The following is a 25,541-nucleotide window of genomic DNA, read 5'->3' as shown; positions in this document are numbered from 1 at the left end:
ATGGATCTTCACGCCGGAACGCTGCAGGAGCCCGCGCGCCTGCCTCTTACGGGGATTTCCTGGCTGGCGGACCGCCTCGACCGCGGTCTCGGCGGCGCTGTTGAAGTCGTCGCCGCCCTCATCGTCCTCACCGAGATCTGCATTCTCGGCGCGGGCGTGACGGCGCGCTACGTCTTCCATGCGCCGCTGGTGTGGGCGGACGAGCTGGCCTCGATCCTGTTCCTCTGGCTGTCGATGCTCGGCGCGGTGATCGCTCTGCGCCGCGGCGAGCACATGCGCATGACTGGACTCGTCAGCCGTGTTTCGCCGGAAGTCCGCACTGTGCTGGAGGCGCTGGCGATCACCGCCTCCATCGCCTTCCTTCTGCTGATCCTGCCGCATGGGCTCGAATATGCGGAGGAGGAGCGTTTCATCGTCACGCCGGCGCTGGAGATCAGCAATGCCTGGCGGGCTGCGGCCCTGCCGGTCGGCATGGGGCTGATGCTGGTCGCCGCCGGCTTCCGGCTTCTGCGGTTCAGCTCGCTGAAGCCCGCCCTGTTCGCGATTGGCATCACCATCGCGCTTGTCCTGGTGTTCTGGCTCCTCGGCCCGGCGCTGAAGCCGCTCGGCAAGCTCAACCTCGTAGTCTTCTTCGTCGGCGTCGTCGCGCTGAACGTCTTCTCCGGGGTGCCGATCGCCTTCTCCTTCGCGCTGGCCACTTTCGGCTATCTGTCGCTGACGACCTCGACGCCGCTGGTCGTCATGGTGGGCCGGCTCGACGAGGGCATGAGCCATCTGATCCTGCTAGCCGTGCCGCTGTTCATCTTCCTCGGCGCGCTGATCGAGATGACCGGCATGGCCCGCGCCATGATCCAGTTCCTCGCCTCGCTGCTCGGCCATGTCCGCGGCGGCCTCTCCTATGTGCTGATCGGCGCGATGTACCTCGTCTCGGGCATCTCGGGGTCGAAGATCGCCGACATGGCGGCCATCGCGCCCGTGCTCTTCCCGGAGATGCAGAAGCGCGGCGCCAAGCCGGGCGATCTCGTCGCGCTGCTCTCGGCGACCGGCGCGCAGACCGAGACGATCCCGCCCTCCATTGTGCTCATCACCATCGGCTCGGTGACGGGCGTCTCCATCGCTGCGCTGTTCACTGGCGGCATGCTGCCGGCGCTCGTGCTGGGGCTCGCACTCTGCGTCGTCGTCTGGTGGCGCTATCGCGGCGAGGATCTGAGCGGCGTCGCCAAGGTCTCGAAGCGTGAGATTGGCAAGCTCTGCCTGATCGCGCTGCCGGCCATCGCGCTGCCCTTCGTCATCCGCGCGGCCGTGGTCGAGGGCGTCGCCACCGCGACCGAGGTCTCGACCATCGGCATCGCCTATGCCGTGCTGGCCGGCCTCATGATCTACCGCCAGTTCGACTGGCGCCGGCTGCCGAAGATGCTGATCGAGACGGCCTCGCTGACGGGCGCGATCATCTTCATCGTCGGCAGCGCCACCGCCATGGCCTGGGGCCTGACGCAGTCCGGCTTCTCGCATGATCTGGCGCGGGCGATGGCATCGGTCCCGGGCGGCACCTGGGGCTTCCTCGGCATCTCGGTCGTCGCCTTCGTCATCCTCGGCAGCGTGCTCGAGGGCATTCCGGCGATCGTGCTGTTCGGCCCGCTGCTGTTCCCCATCGCCAAGCAGGTCGGGGTTCACGAGGTCCATTATTCGATGGTCGTGATCTTCGCGATGGGCATCGGGCTTTTCGCTCCGCCCTTCGGCGTCGGCTACTACGGCGCCTGCGCCATCAGCAAGATCAACCCCGACGAGGGCCTCAAATACATCTGGGGCTACATGCTCGCGCTGCTGATTGGCCTCGCGATCGTCGTTGCCGTGCCGTGGATTTCCACGGGCTTCCTCAAATTCTGATTTCTCGCGCTTACGAGGTGCACCGATGAGCCGTTTCTTCGGCCAGATCCGCCAGGCGGGTTACGTCGTCCCGGATATCGAGGCGGCCATGGACTACTGGAGCCGTGTGCTCGGGGTGGGGCCGTTCTTCTACAACCCCAAGGTTCCCATCAAGAACTACCGCTACAAGGGCGAGAGCTACGAGCCGCATAACTCGGTGGCGCTGGCCAATTCCGGCCCGCTGCAGATCGAGCTGATCCAGTGCCGCAACGACGTGCCGTCCATGTACAAGGACTTCACGGATGCGGGCCTGACCGGGCTGCAGCATGTCGCCTACTGGACCTCGGACTATGACGCCGATCTGGAGCGCCTCGTCGCCGAGGGCTTCAAGCCGGTGATGAGCGGCGAGGTCGGCGAGCGCGGGCGCTTCATCTATTTCGACACGCATTATCATCCGGGAACTGTGATCGAGCTCTCCGAGGTCGCCGGGCCCAAGGGCGAGATGTTCCGCCTGATCCGCGAGGCCTCCGAAACCTGGGACGGCAAGGACCCGGTGCGGCCCTTCCCGGATCTGAGCAAGCTCGCCGCCGCGGCCGGTTGAGGCCTTGGGATGAAGCGCGCCATGGTCGGGCTTGATCCGGCCATCTCGCAAACCAGTGCGGTCTGGTCCTGAGATGCTCGGGTCAAGCCCGAGCATGACGCCCTGAAAGACAGTCCGATGACCGACGACCGTTTCGAAGCGACCTACCTCATCGAGACGCCCCTCGACCCGGCGAAGGTCGCCGAGGTCATGGCCGGCGAGCAGTCGAGCGGCACCTTCACCCGCGTCGCCGGCGAGACCGACGAGCTGCGGGACCGCACGCGCGCCGTCGTCACCGGCATCACGGAGCTGGAAAGCGCGTCGGAGCCGAGCCTGCCCAATGCCTGGCTGGCGCGGAAGGGCATCGCGGGACCATGGCGGCGCGCCCGCGTCGCGATCTCGTTCCCGGTGGCCAATGTCGGCGCCAACCTGTCGACCTTGGCCTCGATCGTCGCGGGCAATCTCTTCGATCTCGGCGAGGTCACGGGGCTGCGGCTCGACACCATCACACTCCCCGCTTCCTTCCGCCGTCGCTTCCAGCTGCCCCGACAGGGCATCGCAGGCACGCGCACGCTGACCGGCGTCATGGAAGGCCCGATGGTCGGCTCGATAATCAAGCCGAATGTGGGCTTGAGCCCGGCCGAGACCGCCGTGCTGGTGGCGAAGCTTTGCGAGGCCGGGCTCGACTTCATCAAGGACGACGAGATCAGCGCCAACCCCGACCATGCGCCGCTGGCCGAGCGCGTGCCGGCGGTGATGGCGGCCGTGCGCCGCCATGCCGACAAGACCGGCAAGCATGTCATGGTGGCCTTCAACATCACCGACGAGACCGATGCCATGCGCCGCCATGCCGATCTGGTCGCGCGCGAGGAAGGCACCTGCGTCATGGCGAGCCTGAACTGGTGCGGCTTTTCGGGGATTGAGACGCTGCGCCGCTCGACCGATCTCACCCTTCACGGCCATCGCAACGGCTATGGCGCCTTTTCGCGCCATCCCTGGCTCGGCATTTCGTTCCAGGCCTATCAGGTTCTCTGGCGGCTGGCCGGTGTCGACCACATGCATGTCCATGGATTGCAGGGCAAGTTCGCGCAGGAAGACGAGGAGGTCGTCACCTCCGCGCGGGACTGCGTGACGCCGCTGACTGATGGCCTCGACGACCGCGTCGTGCCCGCCTTCTCCTCGGGCCAGTGGGCCGGTACGGCCCAACCGACCTGGGATGCGGTCGGCCATTCGGACCTGCTCTTCATGGCCGGGGGCGGCATCCTCGCCCATCCGGGCGGGCCTGCTGCCGGCGTCGCCAGCATCAGGCAGGCCTGGGCCGCGGTCGCCGAGGGCGTGCCGCTTGCTGAAGCCGCCCGTTCGCGGCTTGAACTGAAGCAGGCGCTCGATTTCTTCGGCGCCAAGGCCGGCTGACGCGTCATGGCGAACGCGGCGCCGCAATATGGCTGGTTCGGCGACGATTTCACCGGCGCCTCCGATACGCTCGCCACACTGGCGGAGCGCGGTTTCAGGGCGCTGCTGTTTCTCGGCATCCCGACGCCGGAGCAACTCGCCGCCGTCGGCCCGCTCGATGCCGTCGGCATTGCGGGGGCGACGCGTTCGATGGCTCCGGCCGAGATGACACCCGTGCTGGATGCTGCCGGGGCCTTCTTCGCCGGGCTCGGCGTTCGGCTGATGCACTACAAGTGCTGCTCGACCTTCGACAGCGCTCCGCATGTCGGCAGTATCGGTGCGGCGGTGGCGGCGCTGGGGCCGCATTTTCCGAACCCGCTGGTGCCAGTCATCGGCGGCCAGCCCAACCTCGGCCGCTATTGCCTGTTCGGCCAGCTCTTCGCCGCGGCCGGCACCGGCGGCGAGGTGCACCGCATCGACCGACATCCGACGATGAGCCGCCACCCCGTCACGCCGATGGGCGAGGCCGATCTGCGCCGCCACCTCGCGGCGCAGGGGCTCGGCTCCATCGGTCTTTTGGATTATCGTTCCTACGAAGATGAAGGCGGTGCCGCGGCGCTCGAGCGTGCCGGCGAGGCGCAGGCCGTGCTCTTCGATGTCTCGCGCCCGGAAGATCTCGCCGCGATCGGTCGGCTGGTGGCCGGCCCGCTCGCTGACGCGCCGATGCTCGCTGTCGGAGCCAGTTCGGTCGCGCAGATGGTGGCCGGGCTCGGCTGGGCGACAACCGGGGCGGCTTCCTTACCGGCAGTTGTCCGGCCGGAAGGACCGGTGCTGGCGCTTGCCGGCTCGCTCTCGCCGGTGACGCGGGCGCAGGTCGAGGCGGCGACGGGCTTTGCGCGGGTTATCATCGACCCCGCTCGCCTGCTGTCGGAGCCGGGCCATGCCGACGATCTGTGCCGGCGCGCCGTCTCGCAACTCGCCGCCGGCGATACGATGCTGCTGACTGCCGCTCCCGAGGGTGCGCCCGAGAATCCGCGCGCGGTGGCGGAGGCAACCGGGGCGCTGCTGCGCGATGTAATGCGGGAGGCGCGCGTCGCCCGCCTGCTGGTCGCGGGCGGCGACACCTCGACGCTCGCCATCGAGGCGCTCGATATCTGGGGGCTGTCCTATCGCGCGCCGCTGGTGGCGGGCGCGCCGCTGTGCCGGGCCCATAGTGCGGCGCCTCATCTCGACGGGCTCGATATCGTGCTCAAGGGCGGCCAGATGGGGCCGCCGAATTTCTTCGAGCTCGCTTCGCGCTGAGAGCGCACGCGCCGCGATTTTTGACTCCCGGCTCCCGGTGCGGGAATGGAGTGTGCTGTCGCCGTCCCGCGAGCGGTTCCGGCTCCGGGGACGCGACGCCCGAGGCGATGCAGGAGTTCCGGCGGACGTGGCGGCTGAGCAAGGATTGCCGGTGGGCGGCATGGCGGCGGTGGGCCGCGACCGGGCCGTCGTCTGGTGGCTGGCGCTGGATAGCGTGGACCCCGGCGACTGGCCTCGGTTGCGGGCGCTGCTCGCGGCCGAGGAGCGGGCGCGGGCGGATCGGTTTCATTTCGAGCGCGACGGGTTGGTCTACACTGCCGCTCACGCGCTTTGCCGCGGGCTGCTCAGCGCCGCGACCGGATTGCCGCCGGAAGGCTGGGCCTTCTCCGTCGGCGCACATGGCAAGCCTGAGGTGCTCTCGCCCCGCGATGGGCCGCAACTGCGGGTCAATATCTCCCATACGCGCGGGTTGGCGGCGGTCGCACTGACCGCCGAGCATGATATTGGCGTCGATGTCGAATGGCTCGAGCGTCATCCTCATGTGGACGAGCTGGCCGGGCGGATGTTTGCCGAACGGGAGCGCGAGCAGCTCGCCGCCGTGCCTGATGCGCAGAGGATCGAGGCCTTCCTGCGCTTCTGGACGCGCAAGGAGGCCTATGTGAAGGCGATCGGCAAGGGGCTGTCACAGCCGCTCGACGCCTTCTCCTTCGAGCTGGACCAGCCGGGGATCCATTTCGCCGATCCGAACGCGGACGATCCGGCGCGCTGGCATTTCGACGAGATTCGGCCGGGGCCGGAGCATCTGCTGGCGCTCGCGATTTGCCATCCCGAGCCGGCCCGCCTCACTGTCGAGATCGGCCCGGCGCCGCTGGCCTATCTCACCAGCCTCGCCTCGGAGATCTCCAGCTCGGAAACAGCCGAGCCGGGCAGGACGTCGCGCAGATAGGCCGCGATGCCGAGGCTCCGGTTCCATTGATACGGATAGCCGAGCGAAACCTCCTCGAAGCGCGTGCCGTCCCGCCAGTCGGTCCGGCGGATGTGCAGGTGGCCGGATACGACGACGCTGGCGTTGAAGCGAATATGCCAGTCCTCGGTCCGGCGCGTGCCGCACCAGGGCGAGAAACGCGGCGCACGCGGCAGCCGGGCGAGATCCCGGCGCAAGGGGAAGTGATTGACCAATATGGTCGGCCGGCCCGGCGGCAACTCCGAGAGGCGCCGTTCGGCCTCGTCGCAACGGCTCGCGCACCAATCTTCCCGGCTGTTCCAGGGCGAGGGATCGAGGAACAGCTCGTCGGAGCAGACGGCCCTGCCTTCGCGCGCCCATGCGACGACATCCTCTCGCGCCACCTCGTCGGGCCGGAAGCTGTAGTCGTAGAGGAGGAAGAGCGGCGCGATCGTGCAGGGGCCGTCCGGGCCGTGCCAGGTCTCATAGGGGTCTTCGGGCGTGACTACGCCGTATTCCCGGGCATGCGAGACGAGCGTCCGGTAGCGCTTCTCGCCGACGATGACCGGCCCACCGTTCGCCTCCGGTCCGCTCCAGAGCTCGTGGTTGCCCGGAACCCAGATCACCTTGGCGAAGCGCCGGCTCAGCACATCGAAGGCGAAGCGGACATGCTCGATCTTCTCGGCGATGTCGCCGGCCACGATCAGCCAGTCGTCTCCGAAATCCGGCAGTTCGAGCAGGGCTTCGCGATTGGCCGCGTTCGCGAGATGCAGGTCGCTGATGGCTTTGAGATGCATGCGAGACCGGGTTTCCCTCTGCGGGCCATCATCAGGCGGCTCGCTTTCTTTCGAGAACGGCAGCGCGTCGCCGGCAGAATAACGGGTGCGTCGGGCGGAATTTCAACCCGTGTCGGCTCGATGGCCCCTATGCCGGTCCAATGCTCCGTCTGCGGGGCAGGGGCCGTTGCCGCCTTTCCATGCAGCGGGAGCATTGCCGTGTCGCCGGCTCACCAAATTGTGCCGGGTCCGTCAATCCTCTAGAGCGTTCGTCCGCATCGCGACGGGAATCGCCCGGCCGCGCGAGATACCGGGACTGCCGACATGACCGTCAGCGCGCCGACTGCCGCCTCCACGACCCAGCGGGCCATGATGCCGGTGCTGATCGTGCTCAGCGTGACGCACCTGCTCAACGACATGATCCAGTCGCTGATCCCGGCGATCTATCCGATCATCAAGGAGGCCTATCGGCTGGATTTCGGCCAGATCGGCCTGATCACGCTGACCTTCCAGGTCTCGGCCTCGCTGCTGCAGCCGGTCGTCGGGCTCTACACCGACAAGCATCCGATGCCCTATTCGATGGTCGCGGGCATGGGCTTCACGCTGGCCGGGCTGATCGGCCTGGCGCATGCCGGCAGCTACGGGATGCTGCTGCTCTCGGCCGCCTGCGTCGGCATCGGCTCCTCGATCTTCCATCCGGAGGCGACGCGGATGGCGCGAAATGCGTCCGGCGGACAGCATGGGCTCGCGCAGGGCATCTTCCAGGTGGGCGGGCAGACGGGCGGGGCGCTCGGGCCGCTGCTGGCTGCCTTCATCATCGTACCGCGCGGGCAGGGCAGCCTGTCATGGTTCTCGCTGGCGGCGCTCGTCGCCATGGTCCTGATGGTCTGGACGGCGATGAGCTATGCCAGGCTCGACCGACAGCGGCCGCCGAAGCCGGCGGCTGCGGCCGTGGCCGCTCCCCCGAAGCGCAGCACGGCGGCGGTCGCCTTCGCGATCTTCATCCTGATCGTGCTGCTGTTCTCGAAGAACGCCTACACGTCGAGCTTCACCAACTTCTACACCTTCTACCTGATGGGCCGGTTCGGCATCACGGTGCAGAACTCGCAGGTGATGCTGTTCCTGTTCCTCGCCTCCTCGGCGGCCGGCGCGCTCGGCGGCGGGATGCTTGGAGACCGGATCGGCCGCAACAAGATCATCTGGTTCTCGATCCTGGGCGCGCTGCCCTTCACGCTGATCCTGCCCTATGCCGACCTGTTCTGGACGGGCGTGCTGACCATCCTGATCAACGTGATCATGTCGAGCGCCTTCGCGGCGATCCTGATCTACGCGCTCGAGCTGCTTCCGGGCCGCGTCGGGCTCGTGGGGGGCTTCTTCTACGGCCTCAGCTTCGGGCTCGGCGGGCTTGCGGCAGCGCTGCTCGGCGAGGTCGCCGACCGGGTCGGCATCGAGGCGGTCTACAAGATCTGCTCGTTCATCCCGCTGATTGGGCTGCTCGCCTGGTTCCTGCCCCGCCTCAGCGCAGGCAGCACGCGGGTGGGGCATTAAGGCCCATTTGCGCTCGGAACCGCGCGGAACCCTCTTCCGGAGGGAGAGGCAGGGTGAGGGGTAGGCCGTTGGACACTGTAGCCGTGACCTGACCGCTGCATCGCCGTGAGGACAGCATTCGACTAGTCCAGGGGCCTACACCTCACCCCTGCCCCTCTCCTTACAGGAGAGGGGTTCCCCGCGGTCTTCTACGGCAGGGAGAGTTGTCAGATCGCCAGCGTGCCGGCCTTGGCGGCCGCGTAGCGCGCGCCGACCTTCGTCCAGTCGACCACGTTCCACCAACCCTTGAGGTAGTCGGCGCGGCGGTTCTGGTACTTCAGGTAATAGGCGTGCTCCCAGACGTCGTTACCGAAGAGCACCATCTGCTTTTCCATCAGCGGGCTGTCCTGGTTCGGCTTCGGCAGCAGGGCGAGCTTGCCGGCCTTGTCGACCGTGACGAAGACCCAGCCCGAGCCGAAGACGCGCAGGCCGGCCGCCTCGAAATCGGCCTTGAACTTGTCGAAGCCGCCGAGGTCCCGCGAGATCGCGGCGGCGACGTCGCCCGTCGGAGCTCCGCCTGCGCCCGCGCCCATCACCTCCCAGAACATGCTGTGGTTGGCATGGCCGCCGCCATTGTTGCGGACGAGCGTGCGGATGCCTTCGGGCAACTGGCCGAGATCGGCGAGAAGCTCGCCCAGCGAGGCTTTCGCCATCACGCCATTGTCCTTGGCGGCGTTGTTGAGGGCGGCGACATAGGCCGCGTGGTGGCGGTTGTAGTGGATGTCCATGGTCGCCGCATCGATATGTGGCTCGAGCGCATTGGCCTCATAGCTGCGCTTCGGCAGCGAGAAGGGGCCGGCCGGCGCTGCGGGGGCGGCGGCCTGGGCCCAGACCTTGGGTGCGGCGGCGCTGGCGAGGGCTGCTGCGCCGAGGCCGAGCACGCCGCGCCGGGAAAAGACTGCGAATTCCTTCATGACGTCCTCCTGCGGGAAACGTTTGTCCGGCAGCGCTTGCGACCGCCGCCGGCTCTGTTGTCCGGTCAATGTCTGAAGATTCATGCCGTTGGGGAAGCCCCGCCGGTCAATTGAATAGACCGCAGGCCGGCCCATCCGCAAATTTGCACCCAGCGCCCGGAAATGCCCTCTTAACGAGCGGTTTACCGCGTTTCTCTACCTTTAGAAAGAAGTCCCGGTCCATTGGGGGACACCGAGGAACGCCCCGCATGAACGCCCTGGCTCTGAAGGCCGACCCGCCGAGCTTCGACGTATTGCTTCCCGCTTCCGCTTCCTCCGTTCCTGCGCCGGTCCTGATGGCCGTGCCGCCGGAGACGGGAGCCGAGCGTGCCGTGCGCGAGATCTCCGACCGTTTCGGCAAGCTCTCCGCCGAAATCACGGATGTTGCCGGCCGCATCGGCGACGTGACCCAGCAGTTCGGGGCGCAGACGGCTGGCCTGCGCCGCGTCGTCGGCGCGGTCGAGCAGGTCTCCCGCGCCAACCATGCCATCCGCCAGGCGGCCGAGGGCGCGCAGCAGGCGGCCTCCGTGGTGCGCAGCGGGCTCGAGCGCGTGACCGGCTCGGTGAAGCTCGGCCTGAGCGCCGCGCAGACCGACATCGAGACGCTGTCGGAGGAAGCCCAATCGATGTCGCAGGCGCTGGCGCAGGCCGTCAGCGACGCGCACAAGGCGCGTGCCTCCAGCGACGCGATCCAGTCGATCACCCGCGAAATCCAGCTGCTGTCGATCAACGCCGGTGTCGAGGCCGCGCGCAGCGGCGAGGCCGGGAAGGGCTTCGCGGTCATCGCCGCGGCGGTGAAGACGCTCGCCGAACAGACCCGCGAGGCGACCGCTGCAAGCGCGGTCCAGCTCGATCTGCTCGTCAAGGCGGTCGATGCGCTGGCCCATCGCAGCCAGGCGAACGCGCAGACCGCACGGCGCGCCCGCGAGGGCAGCCGGACGATTTCGCAGCAGGTCAGCGAGTTCGACAGCTTCGGCCGCTCGGTCGTGGATCTGATCGGCGGGATCGAGGAGGTCTCGCAGCCGACGCGTGAGAATGCCGAGGCCTGCGCCAAGGCGGGGCAGGATCTCGCCGGCCTCGTCGCCGGCGTCGACGCCTCTACCGACATCCTCGATCAGGCCGTGAAGCGCACGCAGAACCTGGTGTCGATCAGCGAGGGTATCCTCGGCTCGATCGCAGCCTCCGGAGTGCGGACCCCGCAGTCGGATCTGATCGCCGTCGCCGTCGAGGCGGCCACGAAGATCGGCCGCCTGTTCGAGACCGCGCTGGAGCGCCGGGAGATCACGCCCGAGGAGCTGTTCGACGAGAGCTACCGGCCGGTGCCGGGTTCCGACCCGCAGCAGCATATGACACGCTTTGTCGCCCTGACCGATCGCCTGCTGCCGCCGCTGCAGGAAGAACTCCTCGCCTCGAACGCGCGGATCGTCTTCTGCGCGGCCGTGGACCGCAACGGCTTCCTGCCGACGCACAACCGCAAATATGCGCAGCCCCAGGGGGCCGACCCGGTCTGGAACAACGCCAACTGCCGCAACCGGCGCATCTTCGACGATCGCACCGGGCTGGCAGGGGCGCGCAATCGCAAGCCTTTCCTGCTCCAGAGCTACCGCCGCGACATGGGCGGGGGCGAGTTCCTGGTGATGGAAGACCTCTCGGCGCCGATCATGGTCAAGGGCCGGCACTGGGGCGGCTTCCGGATCGGCCTCAAGGTCTAGAGTTCTTTGTCCATGCCTGCCCGTCGCGTCGAGTGAGTAATCCTGAGTCCGCTCCATGCATATCGCGCCATCCTTCCCGAACCTCTCGGTGCTGCTGATCGACCACAGCGCGCATTATCGGCGCATCGTGCGGACGATGCTCTATCAGGCGCAGCTCAACCGCATCTTCGAGGCGGCGGACCTCACCTCCGCAGCCTCCACCTTCATCCAGAAGCAGCCGAACATCGTCATCCTCGACTGGGACCTGCCGGATGGCGGCAGCATCAAGTGCCTCGCCGCGATCCGCACCTTCAAGACCTCGCCCTTCACCAAGGCGCCGGTGCTGGTGATGATGGAGCGGCCGGACCGGCGCTCGGTGCTGCAGGCCGCCAAGCTCGGCGCGCATGAGATCGTCACCAAGCCGATCTCGCCGAACAACCTCTGGCTTCACCTGTCCGGGGTCATCAACATGCCGCGCCGGTATAAGGAAGTGGAAGGCAAGACCACGCTGGTGCCCCGCGCCATCAGCAACGCCATTTTCTAGGCGGGGCGCGGGCCGTCATTCGAAGACTTCTGCGGTCATTCCAAGACCTCTGCCGGCGAAAAAAGCCGGACCCTGCCCCATGGCGGCTTCTCCAGCCTTCGTGCTCATCCTTGTGGCGAGCATCCACACCTTGAACACGGCCTTGGCCCCGAGAAGACGTGGATGGTCGGGACAAGCCCGACCCTGACGGAGGATTCGTGGCCGTTACGCTCCCGGCTCAAGCCTTGCGGCCTGTCGCCAAAATAGCACCCGGCACGGAGCTGGCGCGGGGCTGCCCTCAAAGCGCCCGAAATATTGATGGCCGGCCCGAGAGTTAGAAAAATTTTTACCAATTTGCGGCGATGCTCCGAGCGCAACCTGGGTCACCTGCATGGTCATCACCGTCTCGCTTCCTCAATTCCTTGGCCGCTCCGAGGCCGCGACATTCCGCAATCAGTTGCTGGTCGCACTGGAGCAGAAGGAAAGCATTTCCGTTGAATGCGCCGATGCCGGGCCGCTGCCCAGCCTCTGGATTCAGCTCCTTCACTCGGCTGCCGTCAGCGCCAAGGCGCTGGGGCTTTCGGTCTCGCTCAAGGCGGCTTCGGAAGAATGCCGCGAATCCCTGCGCGCCATCGGCTTCGACGCCGGCCAAAGCGCCCTCGTCCTGGAGTGACGCATGAAAATCCTGGCGATCGACGATACCAAGACTCTGCTCAGCCTGCTCAGCATGACGCTGCGCAATGCCGGCCATGAGGTGGCGGAGGCCGAGAACGGCGAGGAGGGGCTGAACAAGTTCGATGCCTTCAAGCCGGACCTCGTGATCACCGACCTCAACATGCCGATCATGGACGGCATCGAGTTCACACGCGCATGCCGCGCCCGGCCCGCCGGCGAGAACACGCCCATCATCGTGCTCACCACGGAGAACGGGGCCGAGATCAAGGCCGAGGGCCGCCGTGCCGGCGCCAGCGCCTGGATGGTCAAGCCGTTCGAACCCAACACGCTGCTCGGCCTCGTCGCCCGCTACCAGAATTGAAGGCCGGCTGATGGATCCGTTGGCAGAACTCAAGCAGACCTTCTTCCAGGAATGCGAGGAACTCCTCGGCGCGCTGGAGCAGACGCTCCAAGCGCTCGACGAGGGGTCGAGCGATTCCGAAGACGTCAATGCAGCCTTCCGCGCCATCCACTCGATCAAGGGTGGTGCGGGGGCCTTCGGCTGTACGGAGCTCGTCGGCTTCGCCCATGTCTTCGAAGCGGCGCTGGATCACCTGCGTTCCGGCCGCGTCGCGATCGAAGATGCGCCGTTCACCCTCTTCCTGCGCTGCGCGGATGCGGTCGCCGATCTGGTCTCGGCCGCGCGCAATGACGAGCCCGCGACCGAGCGGCCCGATCTGCTGGAAGCGCTGGCCCAGGTCGGCAAGAGCCCGCAGGACGCCGCCGCCGCGGCGCCTGCTCCCGCTGCCAAGGCTCCTGCCGCGGCGCCGGCTGCTCCTGCTCCGGCTGCCCCGGCATCGGCTCCGGCCGCCGCGAAGGGCGACGACGCACCTCCCGGCATCGCAGCTCTCGGCGGTCTGCTCGCCATGGTCGAGGCCAAGACGGGTGCCGCTGCCTCCTCCAACGATGGCTGGGACGATGAGCCGGCCGCGCCGGCCGCCGCTTCCGGCAAGCCCGGCCGTGACGTCCGCCTGCGCATCGCGCCGGAGAGCGACCTGTTCCGCCGTGTCATCGAGCCGCGTGTCGTGTTCGGCTCGCTGCCGGCGGACGACGTCGTCTCGATCCGCTGCGACCTGAGCCACGTCCCGCCGCTGGAAACCCTCGACGTTTCCGACTGCTTCATGCGCTTCGACGTGGTGCTGCGCACCGAGCTGTCGATCGAGGACCTGCACAGCCGTTTCGATTTCACCCTCGCGAGCGAGGAGTACGAGATCGAAATCGCCGAGCAGGCCGAGGTTTCCGAGCCGGCCCCGGCCGAAGCCGAGGCTACGGCCGAGGTCCCCAGCGCCGTCGCCGCCGATCTCTCGGCGATCCTCGCCAAACTCGGCCCGGCCTCCGAGCCCGCGCCGCAGCCCGACATCCAGCCGGTGGCTGCCGTTGCGGCCCCCACGGCGGCGGAACCCGCCGCCCAGCGCGCCGCCATGCGTGCCGCTCCCGCCAACGAAGCCGCTGGCCGTCAGCGCCAGGCGGTCAGCGTGCGTGTCGATCTCGACCGCATCGACAAGCTGATGAACCTGGTGGGCGAGATCGTCATCACCCAGTCCATGCTGGTCGAAGGCGTCCGCTCGCTGCCCTACGACGTTTATGCGAAGACGGCCGAGGGCATCGCGACCCTGTCGCGGCAGACGCGCGAATTGCAGGACCACGTCATGGCCGTGCGCGCGCAGCCGGTGAAGGCGGTGTTCCAGCGCATGCCGCGCCTGGTGCGCGAGCTCGCCCAGACGCTCGGCAAGGAAGTGCGCCTGGTTCTCGAAGGCGAGAACACCGAGGTCGACAAGACGATCATCGAGGAGTTGGCTGATCCGCTCACGCACATGATCCGCAACTCGATGGATCACGGGCTGGAGACGCCGGACGAGCGCGTCGAGGCCGGCAAGCCGCGCGAGGGCACGATCAAACTGGTCGCCGAGCATCGTGCCGGCCGCATCGTGATCTCTGTCACCGATGACGGGCGCGGCATAGGCCGCGACCGGCTGCTTGCCAAGGCCCGCTCGCGGGGCCTTGTCGGTGCCGACGAAAAGCTCGCGCCGGAGGAGATCGACCAACTCATCTTCGCGGCAGGCCTGTCGACGGCCGAGGTCATCAGCGACGTGTCGGGCCGCGGCGTCGGCATGGACGTCGTGCGCCGCAACGTCGAATCCTTGGGTGGGCGCATCAGCGTCGACTCCGAGCCTGGCCGCGGCTGCAAGTTCACCTTGGCGCTGCCGCTGACGCTCGCCGTGCTCGAAGGCATGGTGATCCGCTGCGGCGACGATCGCTATGTCATCCCGATCGCCTCGGTGATCGAGACGCAGCACCTGTCCTCGACCCCGATCGAGCGCCTGCCCTTCGGGCAGGAAGTGTTGCGCTGGCGCGGCGAGGTGACGCCGCTCTACCGGCTCGGCGACGTGATGGGCTCGAGCGGCCAGACCAACGAGAACATCGTGATCATTGCCGAGACCGAGCGTGGCAACAATGTCGGCATCGCGGTGGACGAGATCCTCGGCCAGCAGCAGGTCGTCGTGAAGAGCCTCGAAGCCAATTACGGCGCCGTCAACGGAGCCTCTGCGGCGACGATCCTCGGCGACGGCCTCGTCGCCCTGATCCTGGACATCGATTCGATGCTGCGGCTGGCCGCCTCCGGCGGCCGGGCTCATAGCGCCGACATCAAGAACACACTCTCTGACCTCAAGCTGGCGGGATAACCATGAGCCTCGAACTCGGCGAAAAGCACTTCTCCTCCGCGCAGCCGGAATCCGCCGCGCGCCGGATCGTCACCTTCAAGGTCGGCGACCGCACCTTCGGCATCGATGTCGGCATGGTCCGCGAGATCAAGGGCTGGCAGGCGACGACCCCGCTGCCGCATGCGGCTCCGCATGTCCGCGGCGTGCTCAACCTGCGCGGCGTCATCCTGGCCGTCTACGATCTGCGCACCGCGATCGGGCTGGGCCAGACCGACGCCACCGCCACCCACGTCATCGTCGTCGTCGATGTCGAAGACAAGACCGCCGGCCTGCTGGTCGATTCGGTTTCGGACATCGTCGACGTTCCGGTTTCGGCCGTTCGTCCGGTGCCGGATCTGGAGCGCGACGAGAACGGCCTGATCGAGGGCCTCGTCCTGCTCGACAGCGACATCGTGGCGCTGCTCGACCTGGCGGCTGTGGTTCGTGACGGCGGCGGCGACGCCGGCCTGAAGACCGCACGCGCCGCCTGATTTCAGAGAGACTTGCCCGAGCGTAGCGTTCAGATACGGGCCTGACCAAGAAACGATCACACTTCATGGGCACCGCGCTCGGCCCCCTTTCGCATCTCTCCGTCAGCCAGCCGCTGACGGCCGCCGGTTCGGCGGTGTTGGCAGGCGGCTTCGTTCACTATGCCGCCGCAGCAGGCGCGCCCCTGATGGGCGTCCTCGCCGTATCGGCCGTCGCGCTGCTTGGCGGGCTCTCGGCCTGGGCTGCGACACGCCCGCTCGGGCGGGTTTCCAAGGCGGCGACAAGTCTCGTGGCAGGCGGCGCCTTCGATCCGGCGGCGATGCCGGCTTCGGGAGAGGGCGCCGAACTCGCGCGTGCGATCGCCGCGCTTCAGGAGCAGGGCCAGGAGGCGGTGCGGCTGCGGGCCGCGCTCGACCATGGCCGCGCCAATGTCATGATCTGCGACCCGGCCGGCCAGGCCGTCTATGTCAGCAAGGGGCTGCTGCGGTTCTTTGCCGAGGCGCAGGAAGACTTCCGCGCCGCATTCCCGGGCTGCTCGGCCAAGGACATGCTGGGCCGGGTTATGGAGCGCGTGCAGTTCCATCCCGCCGGCAGTGGGCCTGTGCAGCTGACGCTCGGCCGCCGGACGGTCTGCCTGACCCTGACGCCGATCACCGCTGCCGACGGTGTGCGTATTGGCACCGCCGTCGAGTGGCGGGAGCTGACGGACGAACTCTCCGCGGCGGAGAAGAGCGCTGAAACGAACCGGATCAACGCGCTGCTCGACGCCGCCGTCGCCGACGTCGCAAGCGTCGTGGAAGGGCTCGCCCAGGGCGACCTGACCCGGCGAATGGCCGGCAGTTACGAGGGCCGGCTCGCCGCGCTCCAGCAGGATTTCAACGGCGCGCTCAACCAGCTCGGCGAGACCGTCGAGGCGCTGCGCGACGCGGCGGGGCGGGCTTCCGACGCCGCGGTCGGCGTCAGCGGCGTGACACAGGACCTCTCCGCACGCACGGACCGGGCCGCGGCCGATCTCGGCGCCGCCTCCGGCGTCGCCGAGAAGATCGCCGCTTCGGTGCAGGACAGCACCGACCGTTCCCGCGAGGCGAGCGAGCTCGCCGGCGAGACGATGAACGTGGCGCAGGAAGGGCAGGGCGTCGTCGCCCGTGCTGTCGGCGCCATCGAGCGGATCGAAACCTCCTCTCAGCGGATCTCCGAGATCATCGGCGTCATCGACGAGATCGCCTTCCAGACCAATCTGCTGGCGCTGAACGCTGCCGTCGAGGCGGCTCGCGCGGGCGATGCCGGCAAGGGCTTTGCGGTGGTGGCCTCCGAGGTGCGGGCGCTGGCGCAGCGCTCGGCGCAGGCCGCCAGGGACATCAAGGGCCTGATCGCCTCCTCCAACAGCCAGGTGGCGGAAGGCGCGGGCCTCGTCCGGCAGACCGGCGAGACGCTGGAGCGGATCCTGGCGTCGGTGGGCAAGGTTTCGGCGACCGTAGCAGAAATTTCAGCCGTCTCGGCCGAGCAGGCCCGCGGCATCGGGGAGATGAGCAAAAGCGTGACACAGGTTGATGCGGGTATCCGGCAGAATGCCGAGCTGGCCGAACGGGGTGCACAGGTCGCGGGCGAGCTCGCCGGCCAGATCGCCGCGATGCACGAGATCGTCGAGGCTTTCCGGCCTGCTGCGGCGGCCGGGTGGAGCGAGCGACCGAGTCCGCGTCGGGCGGCGCCCGCCCCTGTCCAGCCTGAGCCGCGCATGTCGTTCCAGCCGTTGCAGCGCCGTGTCGCTGGCGGCCGGATGGGAGCCTGATCCATGTCCGTATCGACCGCTACCCAGCCGTTCCCGTCCTTCCAGCAGCCTTCCGCGGACATCATGCTGACGCGGGAGGACATGAACTTCATCGCCAAGCTGGTCTACGATCAGGCCGGCATCGTCATCCGCGAGCACAAGGAGGCGATGACGCGCGGCCGGTTGGCCCGGCGCGTCAAGGTGCTGGGGCTCAACTCCGTCTCGGAATACTGCGCGTTCCTGAAGACGCCGCAGGCCGCCAGCGAAATGACGGAGCTGATCAATGCGGTGACGACCAATCACACCGCCTTCTTCCGCGAGCGGCACCATTTCGACCATCTCGCCCGGGAGGTGATGCCGCGGCTGATTCAGGAACGGTCCGGCCGGCGCGGGCGCATTCGCATCTGGTCCTCGGCCTGCTCCTCGGGCGAGGAACCCTATTCGATCGCGGCGACCTGCCGGGACGTTCTGGGTCCGCGCAGCGACCTGGACTTCCGCATCCTGGCGACCGACATCGACACGGATATCCTGATCAAGGCCGAGGCCGGCATCTACCCGGCCGAGCAGTTCGAGCGCCTGCCGGCCGATGTGCGGGGGATGTTCAAGTTCGAGGCCGGGGCGAGCCGCAGCGAGGTCCGGATCGCGGAAGAACAGCGCCGGATGATCGCCTTCAAGCGCCTCAACCTGATCGAGCGCTGGCCGATGAGCGGCCCGTTCGACATCATCTTCTGCCGCAACGTCTTCATCTATTTCGATACGCAGACCAAGGCCTCCATTCTCGACCGGTTTGTCGACCTGCTGTCGCCAGGTGGCTTCCTCTATCTCGGCCACTCGGAATCGCTGCCGTCGCCACACAAGAATCTGCGCCTGATCGGCCGCACCATCTACGAGAGGACTGCATGAGCCCTTCGAGAGCCTCTCGCCGCTATTTCGACCCGCGTTTCGAAGCGACCATCATCACCGTAGCGCCCGGCGAGCACGAGATCACTGCGGCCAAGGACGAGATCGTCGCCACGGTGCTGGGTTCCTGCGTTTCGGTCTGCATGCGCGATCCGCAGCTCGGCATCGGCGGCCTCAACCATTTCCTGCTGCCGCGCAGCAACGGCAACCACGATGCCGGGGCCGGTGAGCGCTATGGCGACACGGCGATGGAGGTCCTGATCAACGACCTGCTGAAGCGCGGCGCCAAGCGCAATCACTTCGAGGCGAAGGTCTTCGGCGGGGCGCGCGTGCTCTCCGGTGCGACCATGCTCGCCATCGGCGACAACAATGTCGCCTTCGTCACCGAGTTCCTGAACCGCGAGGGCATTCCCGTCGTCTCGAAGGATGTCGGCGGCAACCGTTCGCGACGTATCCACTACCAGCCCTCGACGGGGCGGGCCTGGGTCCAGCATGTGCAGCCCACAGCGCGGGACAGCGACCAGGAGCAGGAAATCGCTTATCTCAACCGTCTCAAGACCCAGCCTGTCGCAGGTGAGGTGGAGATCTTCTCATGACCCTCGCTTCTTCCAATCTTTCCGGTGCCGCGCCAGTCAAGGTGCTGGTCGTCGACGATTCCGTGCTCATGCAGAAGCTGATGACGCAGATCATCAACGGAGCCCCGGGCTTCGAGGTGATCGGCATCGCCGGCAGCGCCGAGGAGGGCTGGGACGCCATCCAGGAGCTGAGGCCCGATGTCTTGACGCTCGACCTGGAGCTGCCGGGCCGGCATGGGCTCAAGCTGCTCGCTCGTGTCCTGAAGCAGGACCCGCTGCCGGTGCTGATCGTCTCGGCCTTCGGCGGGCCGGGTGCGGACAACACCATTCAAGCGCTGGAACTCGGTGCCATCGACTTCATCGAGAAGCCCGATGGTTCGACCAACACACTCGAAGGCTTCATGAAGCATCTCGTCGCGGCGCTGCAGCGCGCCGCGGCCAGCCGCAAGATGCTCGCCGCCGCGCGGCAGATGGCCCAGATGGCGCAGCTCGCGCAACCGCGCATGACGGCGCGGGCGGAGTTCGCGCAAGGCGGCAAGGCCTCGCTGATCGCCATCGGCGCCTCCACCGGCGGCGTGCCGGCCGTGCAGACCGTGATGCGTGACCTCGCGCCGCTCAGGATCCCGATCTCAGTCGTGCAGCACATGCCGCCCGGCTACACGGCGCGCTTCTCGGAGCGTCTCGCCACGGCGACCGGGCTCGACGTGCGCGAGGCGGCCGACGGCATGAAGCTGAAGCCGGGCATGGCGGTCGTGGCCCCGGGTGGCCCGCGCCATCTCGAGATCGAGGACAGGCGCGGCGAGCTCACCTGCGTGCTGAAGGAGGGGCCGCTCGTTAGCGGGCACTCGCCCTCCGTCGACGTGATGTTCCATTCCGTGGCGCGCAGCTTCGGGCCGCATGCCGTCGGAATCCTGCTCACCGGCATGGGGCGCGACGGCGCTGACGGTTTGTTAGCCATGCGCAAAGCCGGGGCGGAAACGTTAATCCAAAGTGGGGAGACTTGCGTTGTAAACGGTATGCCGAAGGCGGCGTTCGAGATCGGCGCCACCGAGAGAGTCGTCCCGCTGAATCAGATCGGTGCGGCGGTTGGTCAGTTGCTGGGCGAGCGGCCTAGCCTGCGCACCGCTTAAGGAGAATGGAATGTCAAGGGCTAGAAGCGATTACCGCATCCTGGTGGTCGACGACCAGAAGAGCATGCGCGGGCTTGCGACCTACTTCCTGAAGCAGATCGAGTTCCAGGACATCGACGAGGCCGAGAACGCCCGCGAGGCCCTGATGAAGATGCAGCAGAAGCGCTACGACCTGCTGCTGCTCGACTGGAACATGGAAGGCATGAGCGGCATCGACCTGCTGCGCGCCATCCGCTCCGTGCCGGAACTCAACCAGATCAAGATCATCATGGCGACCTCCGAGCGCTCGGTCGACAAGATGGACGAGGCGACCAGCAACGGCGCCGACCACTACGTCGTGAAGCCCTACGAGTTGCGCGACCTCGAGGTGCGCGTGAAAAAGGTTCTCGCCTGCTGAGGGATTGAGGCAACATCCGGTCTCGCCTTCGTGAAAGAGAGCCCCGCGCCGAAAGGCTGCGGGGCTCTTCGCTTTGCGGCATGATCGCCCGGTCGCAAGCAGGGGCAGCAGTCATGAAGCCGTCGCGCCGGAACATCATCGCAGCCATGGCCGGCATCGCCCTGCCGGGCCTCGCCTTGCGCGCCGCGAACGCGGCAGACCCCGGCGCCCACGCCTTCGGCTTCGAGCGACCTGGCGCGGCGTCATTGTCTCTGGCCGATTACCGCGGCAAGCCGATCCTCGTCGTCAACACTGCGACGCGTTGCGGCTATGCCGGGCAGATGGCGACGCTGGAGCAGCTCTGGCAGCGCTACAGGGAGCGCGGGCTGATGCTGGTCGCGGTGCCGAGCAACGATTTCGGCGGGCAGGAGCCGCTCGATGGCGCGGCCATCGCGGAGGCTGCCCTGCAGAGCCATGGCGCGACCTATGCCTTCGTCGAGAAGGCGGTGGTGCGCGGGCCGCAGGCCCACCCTTTCTATCGCTGGGCGGCTTCGGAGCGGCCGGCGGAAACGCCGCGCTGGAATTTCCACAAATACCTGATCGGCCGTGACGGCGCGCTGCTCGGCGGCTTCCCGGCCGCGACGGATCCGCTTTCGCCGCAGCTCGTGCAGGCGATCGGGCGGGAGCTGGGGGCGGGGTAGCCTCTCAGGCTCACTTCTTAGGCCGGAAGGCCGCGATCACCGCCGGGTCGGTTTCGAGTCGCGGTCCTTCGATCAGGTCGATGCAGTAGGGGATCGCCGGCATCACCGCGTCGAGGCATTCGGCGATGGCGCGCGGGCGCCCGGGCAGATTGACGATCAATGTGCGGCCCCGGATGCCTGCCGTCTGGCGCGAGAGGATCGCGGTCGGCACCTTGGCGAGGCTGACCTGCCGCATCAGTTCGCCGAAGCCGGGCATGGGCTTCTCGATCACGTCCTCGGTCGCCTCCGGCGTGACGTCTCGCGGGGCCGGACCCGTGCCTCCGGTGGTGACGATCAGGCAGCAGCCCTCGTGGTCGGCCAGCTCGATCAGCGTCCCGGCGATCTGCTTGCGGTCGTCGGGGATGAGGCGCGGGAGCGCCTCCCAGGGTGAGGCCAGCGCCTTCGTCAGGTAGTCGTGGATCGCCGGGCCGCCCTCGTCGGCATAGATGCCGGCTGAGGCGCGGTCCGAGACCGTGACGATTCCAATCCGGGCGATCGTAGTCATCGGCTCACTTCTTTCCGTGTCGGGCGGCCCGGGCTTGGACAAAGCCCCGCAGGCGGCGCAGCCACATCCGGGCGTAGGCGGCGGCCTCGGGCAGGCCAAGGCGGCCTGGGCCGGTGCGGATGATGGCATGGGCCATCGCGCGGCGCTCAGCCCAGACATAGGTGCCGGCGTCGACGCCTTCGCCGGCGCCGCTGTCGAGCATGGCCGGCGGCGTGCTGGCGAGATCGGCCTGCAGCATCGCGATCGTCAGGGTGCGGCCGGGCGAGTGGCGCGCTTGCGCCTCGTCATAGGCGATCTTGATGAAATGCCGGCGATCACCGCTTTCGAGGAAGAGACCCATGGCGAGAACCTGCCCGTCGAGCAGGAGGGTGTCGATCTGCAGCCCGTCCGCGGCGGCGAAGAGTTCTGCCAGCCGGCGGATATAGGCGGCGTCCTCCGGTAGGCAGGCGATCGCCGTGCCTTCCTCGCCCTTCCAGCCGGAGGCCTCGAGCGCGAGAAAGGTGTCGAGCGCATCGAGCGCCGCCTTGCCGCGGCTGCGCCGGAAGGTCAGGGCGCCCTGCTTTGCGACGGCCCGGAACTGCTGCATCCGCTTCTTGTAGCTCGAGCCGAGCGAGCGCCGCAGATAGGCTTCGGAGGTCTCGCCCGGCTGTGGGGCCATGACGGGCCGGTTCCAGCGCTCGTAAGGGAAGATGCGGCTGCCGGTGACGCGGCAGGCTTCGCAGAGCGCGGCGAAGCCCGGCCCTTCCATCGGCAGAACGGGCAGGATGAGGGGATGGGGCAGGTCGCTGGATGCGGCGAGGTAGCGCACCAGCGCACGCGTCCCCTCCTCGGCATGGTCGCGGTCGATGACCGGCAGGGAGGAAACCTCGTAGAGCGGCACCAGCGGGGAGACCAGCGCGGCAGAGAAACCGGAGCGCCAGCCACGTTCGCGGCGCAGCGCCCAGACACCGATGAGCTGTTCGAAGTCGAGCGCCGCGCTGAACCAGGCGCAGAGGACGACGATGTCGTCCTCCGGTACGAGCAGCGTCGCGGCCGAGATCGCGGCCGGGGCCATATGCGGATTGGGCTCCAGCGCATGGCCGGCGAGCTCGGCGAAGGCCGGTCCGAGGTCTGCGTAGGCGGCCGCGCCGAGGCGCCGGACGGTGATGTTTGGATTCAAGGCTGCTGCCCGTCCCGGTTCTGCCGGCTTAACTCGCCGCGCAGCGACAGGACGAAGGCGATCACCTGCGCGGTGGCGCGATAGAGTTCCTCGGGGATCTCGTCGTCAAGCTCGACGGCCGAGAGCGCCTGGGCGAGGATCGGGTTCTGCTCTACGGCGACGTCGTGCTCGCGCGCCGTTTCGACGATGCGCTCGGCGAGTTCGCCGCTGCCCTTGGCGGTGACGCGCGGCGCGTTCTGCCCGTCATATTCGAGCGCGACGGCGATGCGCGGCGGCTGCGGCGTGCTCATGAGAGGCGGTCCAGGAACTGGCCGGCAGTGGGCTGCGCCACGCGGGGCTGGCCGGTGTGGACATCGACGGCGCCGCCGGCGAAATCGGCGGCGAGGAGCGCGCTTTCGAGGCCGGGGGCTGCTCCGCGCAGGATCCTGCTCGTGTCCTCGCGCTCGGCCCAGAGCGTGACGCCGACCTCGCGGCCCTGCAGCGTGATGATGCCCTGCAGCGGGCCGATAGGCTCGACATCGAGCGCGAAGCGGATGCGCCAGAGCGGCGGGCTGACGCCTTGCGCGGTGCGGCGCGGCGCATCCCTCTCCACCTGCATGGGCAGGACCGTCGCGCCGTTCTGGAAGGCGATGGGGACTTCGGCGAGCCAGCGCTGCGCCGGCTGCGAGGTGTCCTGCCGGGCGGATTCGAGCGGAAGCGAGGCGTATTGCGTCAGCCGGATCCGGTCGAGCGCGGAGTCCGTCTGGTCGAGCAGGGTCTCGGCGATGGCGAGCGTCTTCTCGCCGGGCGAGAGCGTCGGCTCAGCCGGGGCCTGCGGCAGGAGGGGGCCGTCACGGCGCGGCGGGGCAGGGCGGCTCGCCTGATCGGGCGCGGCTTCGGTCCGGCCGTCCGGCGTGGGCAAGGCGGGGCGGTCCTGCGCGCCGATCTTCGTGGCCGGAGCGAGCGCGTCGATGATCGGGATCAACGCCTCGCGCAGTCCCTGGAGCCCGGCCTTGAGATCCCTCTGAGGCTGCAGGCCGGCGGCCTTCTGCGCTTCGAGGAAGAGGCCCGAGCTCTGGAAGGCTTCCCTGAGCTGCCGCGCCGTCATCGGCTGCTCGCCGGGAACGGCCTGAGCGAGCACGCGATTGACGGCGGTGAGCAGCTCCTTCGGCAGGGTGGGCACGATCTCGCCGCGCGCGAGGCTGCGCAGATTGGCGAGGAGCGGCGCCAGGCTGTCCTGCTGCTGCAAGGCCGAGGCGAGCATAGGGCCGGCGAGCGCGCGGGCGGCGGCCGGCGTCGGCACATCGGGCGCGGTGGCTGCGGCCTGGGCCGTGGCGGCTTGGGGCGTGGCAGCGGTTGCCGCAGCGGCGGGCGGGCGCGTCTCGACCAGCGTGGCGCGCAGCTCGCCGCCGGATTCGGCCGGCGCGTCGAGCCGCAGCATCAATGTCGTGCCGGGCTCCAGCGCTGCCTGCCTGGCCTGCGGGCCGGCGAGGACGAGCGCGACCTTGGTCTCGCCGATCATCGCCGTGGCCGTGCCGTCCGCGTCCAGCATCAGAAGCCTGGCCTGCACGGTCCTGCCGACCGGCAGCTCGCCCGAAATGTCGAGCGCCTGAAGCAGGGTTGCGAGGGTCTTGCTCTGGACGAGCTGGGCGATGTTCATCGGATGGCCAGGTTCGATCCCGCCACCCTGTCAGCAAAGTTTAAGTATTTCCTTGCTTTGGGCCAGGCTAGGCTTCGCTTGCGTCTCTCGGTACACGGCATCGAATGTCGCCGGGGTTGCCTCGCGCAGGGCGCTCCTGCGTTGCGGGCTCTGGCGTGGCCGGCCTCGCTGCGGCAGGTTTCACCGCCCTGTCCGAGGAGGATCGCCATGGAATACCGTCGTCTCGGCCGCTCCGGCCTCGAGGTCTCGCCGCTCTGCCTCGGCACGATGATGTTCGGCGGCCAGACGGACGAGGCCGCCTCGCGCCGGATCGTCGACCATGCCCGCGAGGCGGGCATCAACTTCATCGACACGGCCGATGTCTACAATGAGGGCCGCTCGGAGGAGGTCACCGGCCGGGCTGTCGCCGCGAATCGCTACGACTGGGTGCTGGCGACCAAGGTCGCCAGCCTGATGGGTCCGGGGCCGATGAAGGGCGGGCTGTCGCGGCGCTGGATGATGCGCGCCTGCGAGGACAGCCTGCGCCGGCTCGGAACCGAGACGATCGACATCTACTACCTCCACAAGGAGGATCACCACACTCCGCTGGAGGAGACGGTGCATGCGCTGGCCGATCTCGTCCGTCAGGGTAAGATCCGGCATTTCGGCGTCTCCAATTACCGCGCCTGGCGACTGGCCGAGATCTGCCGGCTCTGCGACGAGCTGGGCATCGACCGGCCGGTGGTCAGCCAGCCCTATTACAACGCGATGAACCGGATGCCCGAAGTCGAGCATCTGCCGGCCTGCGGCTATTTCGGCCTCGGCGTCGCGACCTATTCGCCGCTGGCGCGCGGCGTGCTGACGGCGAAATACGCGCCCGGCTCGGCGCCTGCAGAAGGCACCCGCGCCGGCCGGCAGGACCGGCGCATGATGCAGTCGGAATGGCGCGAGGAGAGCCTCGACATTGCCCAGACGATAAAGGCGCATGCCGAGAAGCGCGGGCTGACGCCCGTGCAGTTCGCCGTGCGCTGGGTGCTGAACAACGCCTTCGTCACGGCTGCGATCGCGGGTCCGCGTACCTTCGAGCAGTGGCAGGCCTATCTCGCCGCGCTCGACGCAGACTTCACCCAAGAGGACGAGGCGCTGGTCGATTCGCTGGTCGCGCCCGGCCATCCCTCGACGCCGGGCTACAACGATCCGGCCTATCCGCTGGAAGGCCGCGCCGCCCGCACCGGCTGAGGCCGGTACGGGC

The 25,541-nt window shown here is 68.1% G+C and carries 25 protein-coding genes; 19 read left to right on the top strand and 6 right to left on the bottom strand.

Going from position 1 to position 25,541, the window contains the following annotated elements; translation table 11 throughout:
* The 5 genes from BoBH3_RS14720 to BoBH3_RS14700 all read left to right on the top strand — a co-directional run bounded on the left by BoBH3_RS14720 (position 1) and on the right by BoBH3_RS14700 (position 6,086).
* On the top strand, positions 1-1,887 hold the full coding sequence (locus tag BoBH3_RS14720) for a TRAP transporter large permease (protein WP_262331563.1): 1,887 nt from the start codon (positions 1-3) through the stop codon (positions 1,885-1,887).
* A 25-nt stretch (positions 1,888-1,912) separates the two neighbouring features.
* Positions 1,913-2,467: a VOC family protein gene (locus BoBH3_RS14715; RefSeq protein WP_262331562.1), complete on the top strand. Its 555-nt coding sequence runs from the start codon at positions 1,913-1,915 to the stop codon at positions 2,465-2,467.
* 117 nt (positions 2,468-2,584) lie between these two features.
* Complete coding sequence (locus BoBH3_RS14710) at positions 2,585-3,859, top strand: ribulose-bisphosphate carboxylase large subunit family protein (RefSeq protein ID WP_262331561.1); 1,275 nt, start codon at positions 2,585-2,587, stop codon at positions 3,857-3,859.
* A gap of 6 nt (positions 3,860-3,865) precedes the next feature.
* Positions 3,866-5,140: a four-carbon acid sugar kinase family protein gene (locus BoBH3_RS14705; RefSeq protein WP_262331560.1), complete on the top strand. Its 1,275-nt coding sequence runs from the start codon at positions 3,866-3,868 to the stop codon at positions 5,138-5,140.
* A 127-nt stretch (positions 5,141-5,267) separates the two neighbouring features.
* Positions 5,268-6,086 (top strand): 4'-phosphopantetheinyl transferase family protein, encoded by an 819-nt coding sequence (locus tag BoBH3_RS14700; protein WP_262331559.1) that lies wholly within the window; start codon positions 5,268-5,270, stop codon positions 6,084-6,086.
* Here the strand turns inward: BoBH3_RS14700 and BoBH3_RS14695 are convergent.
* Positions 6,014-6,880 carry a metallophosphoesterase family protein gene (locus tag BoBH3_RS14695; protein WP_262331558.1) on the bottom strand — a complete coding sequence of 289 codons (867 nt, stop codon included), beginning with the start codon at positions 6,878-6,880 and terminating at the stop codon, positions 6,014-6,016. The genes BoBH3_RS14700 and BoBH3_RS14695 overlap by 73 nt on opposite strands.
* A gap of 303 nt (positions 6,881-7,183) precedes the next feature.
* Here BoBH3_RS14695 and BoBH3_RS14690 point away from each other — a divergent pair, with 303 nt between their 5' ends.
* Positions 7,184-8,407: an MFS transporter gene (locus BoBH3_RS14690; protein WP_262331557.1), complete on the top strand. Its 1,224-nt coding sequence runs from the start codon at positions 7,184-7,186 to the stop codon at positions 8,405-8,407.
* Between the two features lie 206 nt (positions 8,408-8,613).
* On the opposite strand, the gene BoBH3_RS14685 is transcribed toward BoBH3_RS14690, so the two are convergent.
* Positions 8,614-9,360 (bottom strand): superoxide dismutase, encoded by a 747-nt coding sequence (locus BoBH3_RS14685; RefSeq protein WP_262331556.1) that lies wholly within the window; start codon positions 9,358-9,360, stop codon positions 8,614-8,616.
* A 248-nt stretch (positions 9,361-9,608) separates the two neighbouring features.
* Here BoBH3_RS14685 and BoBH3_RS14680 point away from each other — a divergent pair, with 248 nt between their 5' ends.
* The 12 genes from BoBH3_RS14680 (at position 9,609) to BoBH3_RS14625 (ending at position 20,968) form a co-directional block, all read left to right on the top strand.
* Entirely contained in the window at positions 9,609-11,111 is a 1,503-nt protein-coding gene (locus tag BoBH3_RS14680; protein WP_262331555.1) for a methyl-accepting chemotaxis protein, read from the top strand.
* Positions 11,112-11,166: 55 nt separating this feature from the next.
* Positions 11,167-11,634 carry a response regulator gene (locus BoBH3_RS14675; protein WP_262331554.1) on the top strand — a complete coding sequence of 156 codons (468 nt, stop codon included), beginning with the start codon at positions 11,167-11,169 and terminating at the stop codon, positions 11,632-11,634.
* Positions 11,635-12,004: 370 nt separating this feature from the next.
* Positions 12,005-12,286, top strand: coding sequence for an STAS domain-containing protein (locus tag BoBH3_RS14670; protein WP_262331553.1), 282 nt, complete (start codon positions 12,005-12,007; stop codon positions 12,284-12,286).
* A gap of 3 nt (positions 12,287-12,289) precedes the next feature.
* Positions 12,290-12,649: a response regulator gene (locus BoBH3_RS14665; RefSeq protein ID WP_262331552.1), complete on the top strand. Its 360-nt coding sequence runs from the start codon at positions 12,290-12,292 to the stop codon at positions 12,647-12,649.
* Positions 12,650-12,659: 10 nt separating this feature from the next.
* Positions 12,660-15,011, top strand: coding sequence for a chemotaxis protein CheA (locus BoBH3_RS14660; RefSeq protein WP_262331551.1), 2,352 nt, complete (start codon positions 12,660-12,662; stop codon positions 15,009-15,011).
* Positions 15,012-15,013: 2 nt separating this feature from the next.
* Positions 15,014-15,520: a chemotaxis protein CheW gene (locus BoBH3_RS14655; RefSeq protein WP_262331550.1), complete on the top strand. Its 507-nt coding sequence runs from the start codon at positions 15,014-15,016 to the stop codon at positions 15,518-15,520.
* Positions 15,521-15,585: 65 nt separating this feature from the next.
* Positions 15,586-17,307 (top strand): methyl-accepting chemotaxis protein, encoded by a 1,722-nt coding sequence (locus BoBH3_RS14650; RefSeq protein ID WP_262331549.1) that lies wholly within the window; start codon positions 15,586-15,588, stop codon positions 17,305-17,307.
* 3 nt (positions 17,308-17,310) lie between these two features.
* Entirely contained in the window at positions 17,311-18,189 is an 879-nt protein-coding gene (locus tag BoBH3_RS14645; protein ID WP_262331548.1) for a CheR family methyltransferase, read from the top strand.
* Positions 18,186-18,782, top strand: coding sequence for a chemoreceptor glutamine deamidase CheD (locus BoBH3_RS14640; protein ID WP_262331547.1), 597 nt, complete (start codon positions 18,186-18,188; stop codon positions 18,780-18,782). Before BoBH3_RS14645 ends, BoBH3_RS14640 begins: the two co-directional genes overlap by 4 nt.
* A complete protein-coding gene (gene cheB, locus BoBH3_RS14635; protein ID WP_262331546.1) occupies positions 18,779-19,891 on the top strand; it encodes a chemotaxis-specific protein-glutamate methyltransferase CheB in 1,113 nt (370 codons plus the stop codon). The genes BoBH3_RS14640 and cheB overlap by 4 nt, the downstream gene beginning before the upstream one ends.
* 10 nt (positions 19,892-19,901) lie before the next feature.
* Complete coding sequence (locus BoBH3_RS14630; protein ID WP_262331545.1) at positions 19,902-20,288, top strand: response regulator; 387 nt, start codon at positions 19,902-19,904, stop codon at positions 20,286-20,288.
* A gap of 113 nt (positions 20,289-20,401) precedes the next feature.
* Complete coding sequence (locus tag BoBH3_RS14625; protein WP_262331544.1) at positions 20,402-20,968, top strand: glutathione peroxidase; 567 nt, start codon at positions 20,402-20,404, stop codon at positions 20,966-20,968.
* A 10-nt stretch (positions 20,969-20,978) separates the two neighbouring features.
* Here the strand turns inward: BoBH3_RS14625 and mog are convergent, their stop codons facing one another.
* Genes mog through fliK form a run of 4 tightly spaced genes read right to left on the bottom strand, consistent with a single transcriptional unit; the run spans position 20,979 to position 24,310 of the window.
* Positions 20,979-21,512: a molybdopterin adenylyltransferase gene (gene mog / locus BoBH3_RS14620; protein WP_262331543.1), complete on the bottom strand. Its 534-nt coding sequence runs from the start codon at positions 21,510-21,512 to the stop codon at positions 20,979-20,981.
* A gap of 4 nt (positions 21,513-21,516) precedes the next feature.
* Complete coding sequence (locus BoBH3_RS14615) at positions 21,517-22,671, bottom strand: GNAT family N-acetyltransferase (protein ID WP_262331542.1); 1,155 nt, start codon at positions 22,669-22,671, stop codon at positions 21,517-21,519.
* Positions 22,668-22,961, bottom strand: coding sequence for an EscU/YscU/HrcU family type III secretion system export apparatus switch protein (locus BoBH3_RS14610; RefSeq protein WP_262331541.1), 294 nt, complete (start codon positions 22,959-22,961; stop codon positions 22,668-22,670). Before BoBH3_RS14610 ends, BoBH3_RS14615 begins: the two co-directional genes overlap by 4 nt.
* Entirely contained in the window at positions 22,958-24,310 is a 1,353-nt protein-coding gene (fliK, locus tag BoBH3_RS14605) for a flagellar hook-length control protein FliK (RefSeq protein ID WP_262331540.1), read from the bottom strand. The genes BoBH3_RS14610 and fliK overlap by 4 nt, the downstream gene beginning before the upstream one ends.
* 207 nt (positions 24,311-24,517) lie before the next feature.
* Between fliK and BoBH3_RS14600 the strand changes: the two genes are divergently transcribed.
* Complete coding sequence (locus BoBH3_RS14600) at positions 24,518-25,528, top strand: aldo/keto reductase (protein WP_262331539.1); 1,011 nt, start codon at positions 24,518-24,520, stop codon at positions 25,526-25,528.
* The last annotated feature ends 13 nt before the right edge of the window (positions 25,529-25,541 follow it).

It is taken from the genome of Allobosea sp. BH3 (genome assembly GCF_025499465.1).
In the GTDB taxonomy this organism is placed as follows: Bacteria; Pseudomonadota; Alphaproteobacteria; order Rhizobiales; family Beijerinckiaceae; genus Allobosea.
Note: the sequence above shows the minus strand (reverse complement) of the source record. Positions and strands in the feature narration are given on the sequence as shown.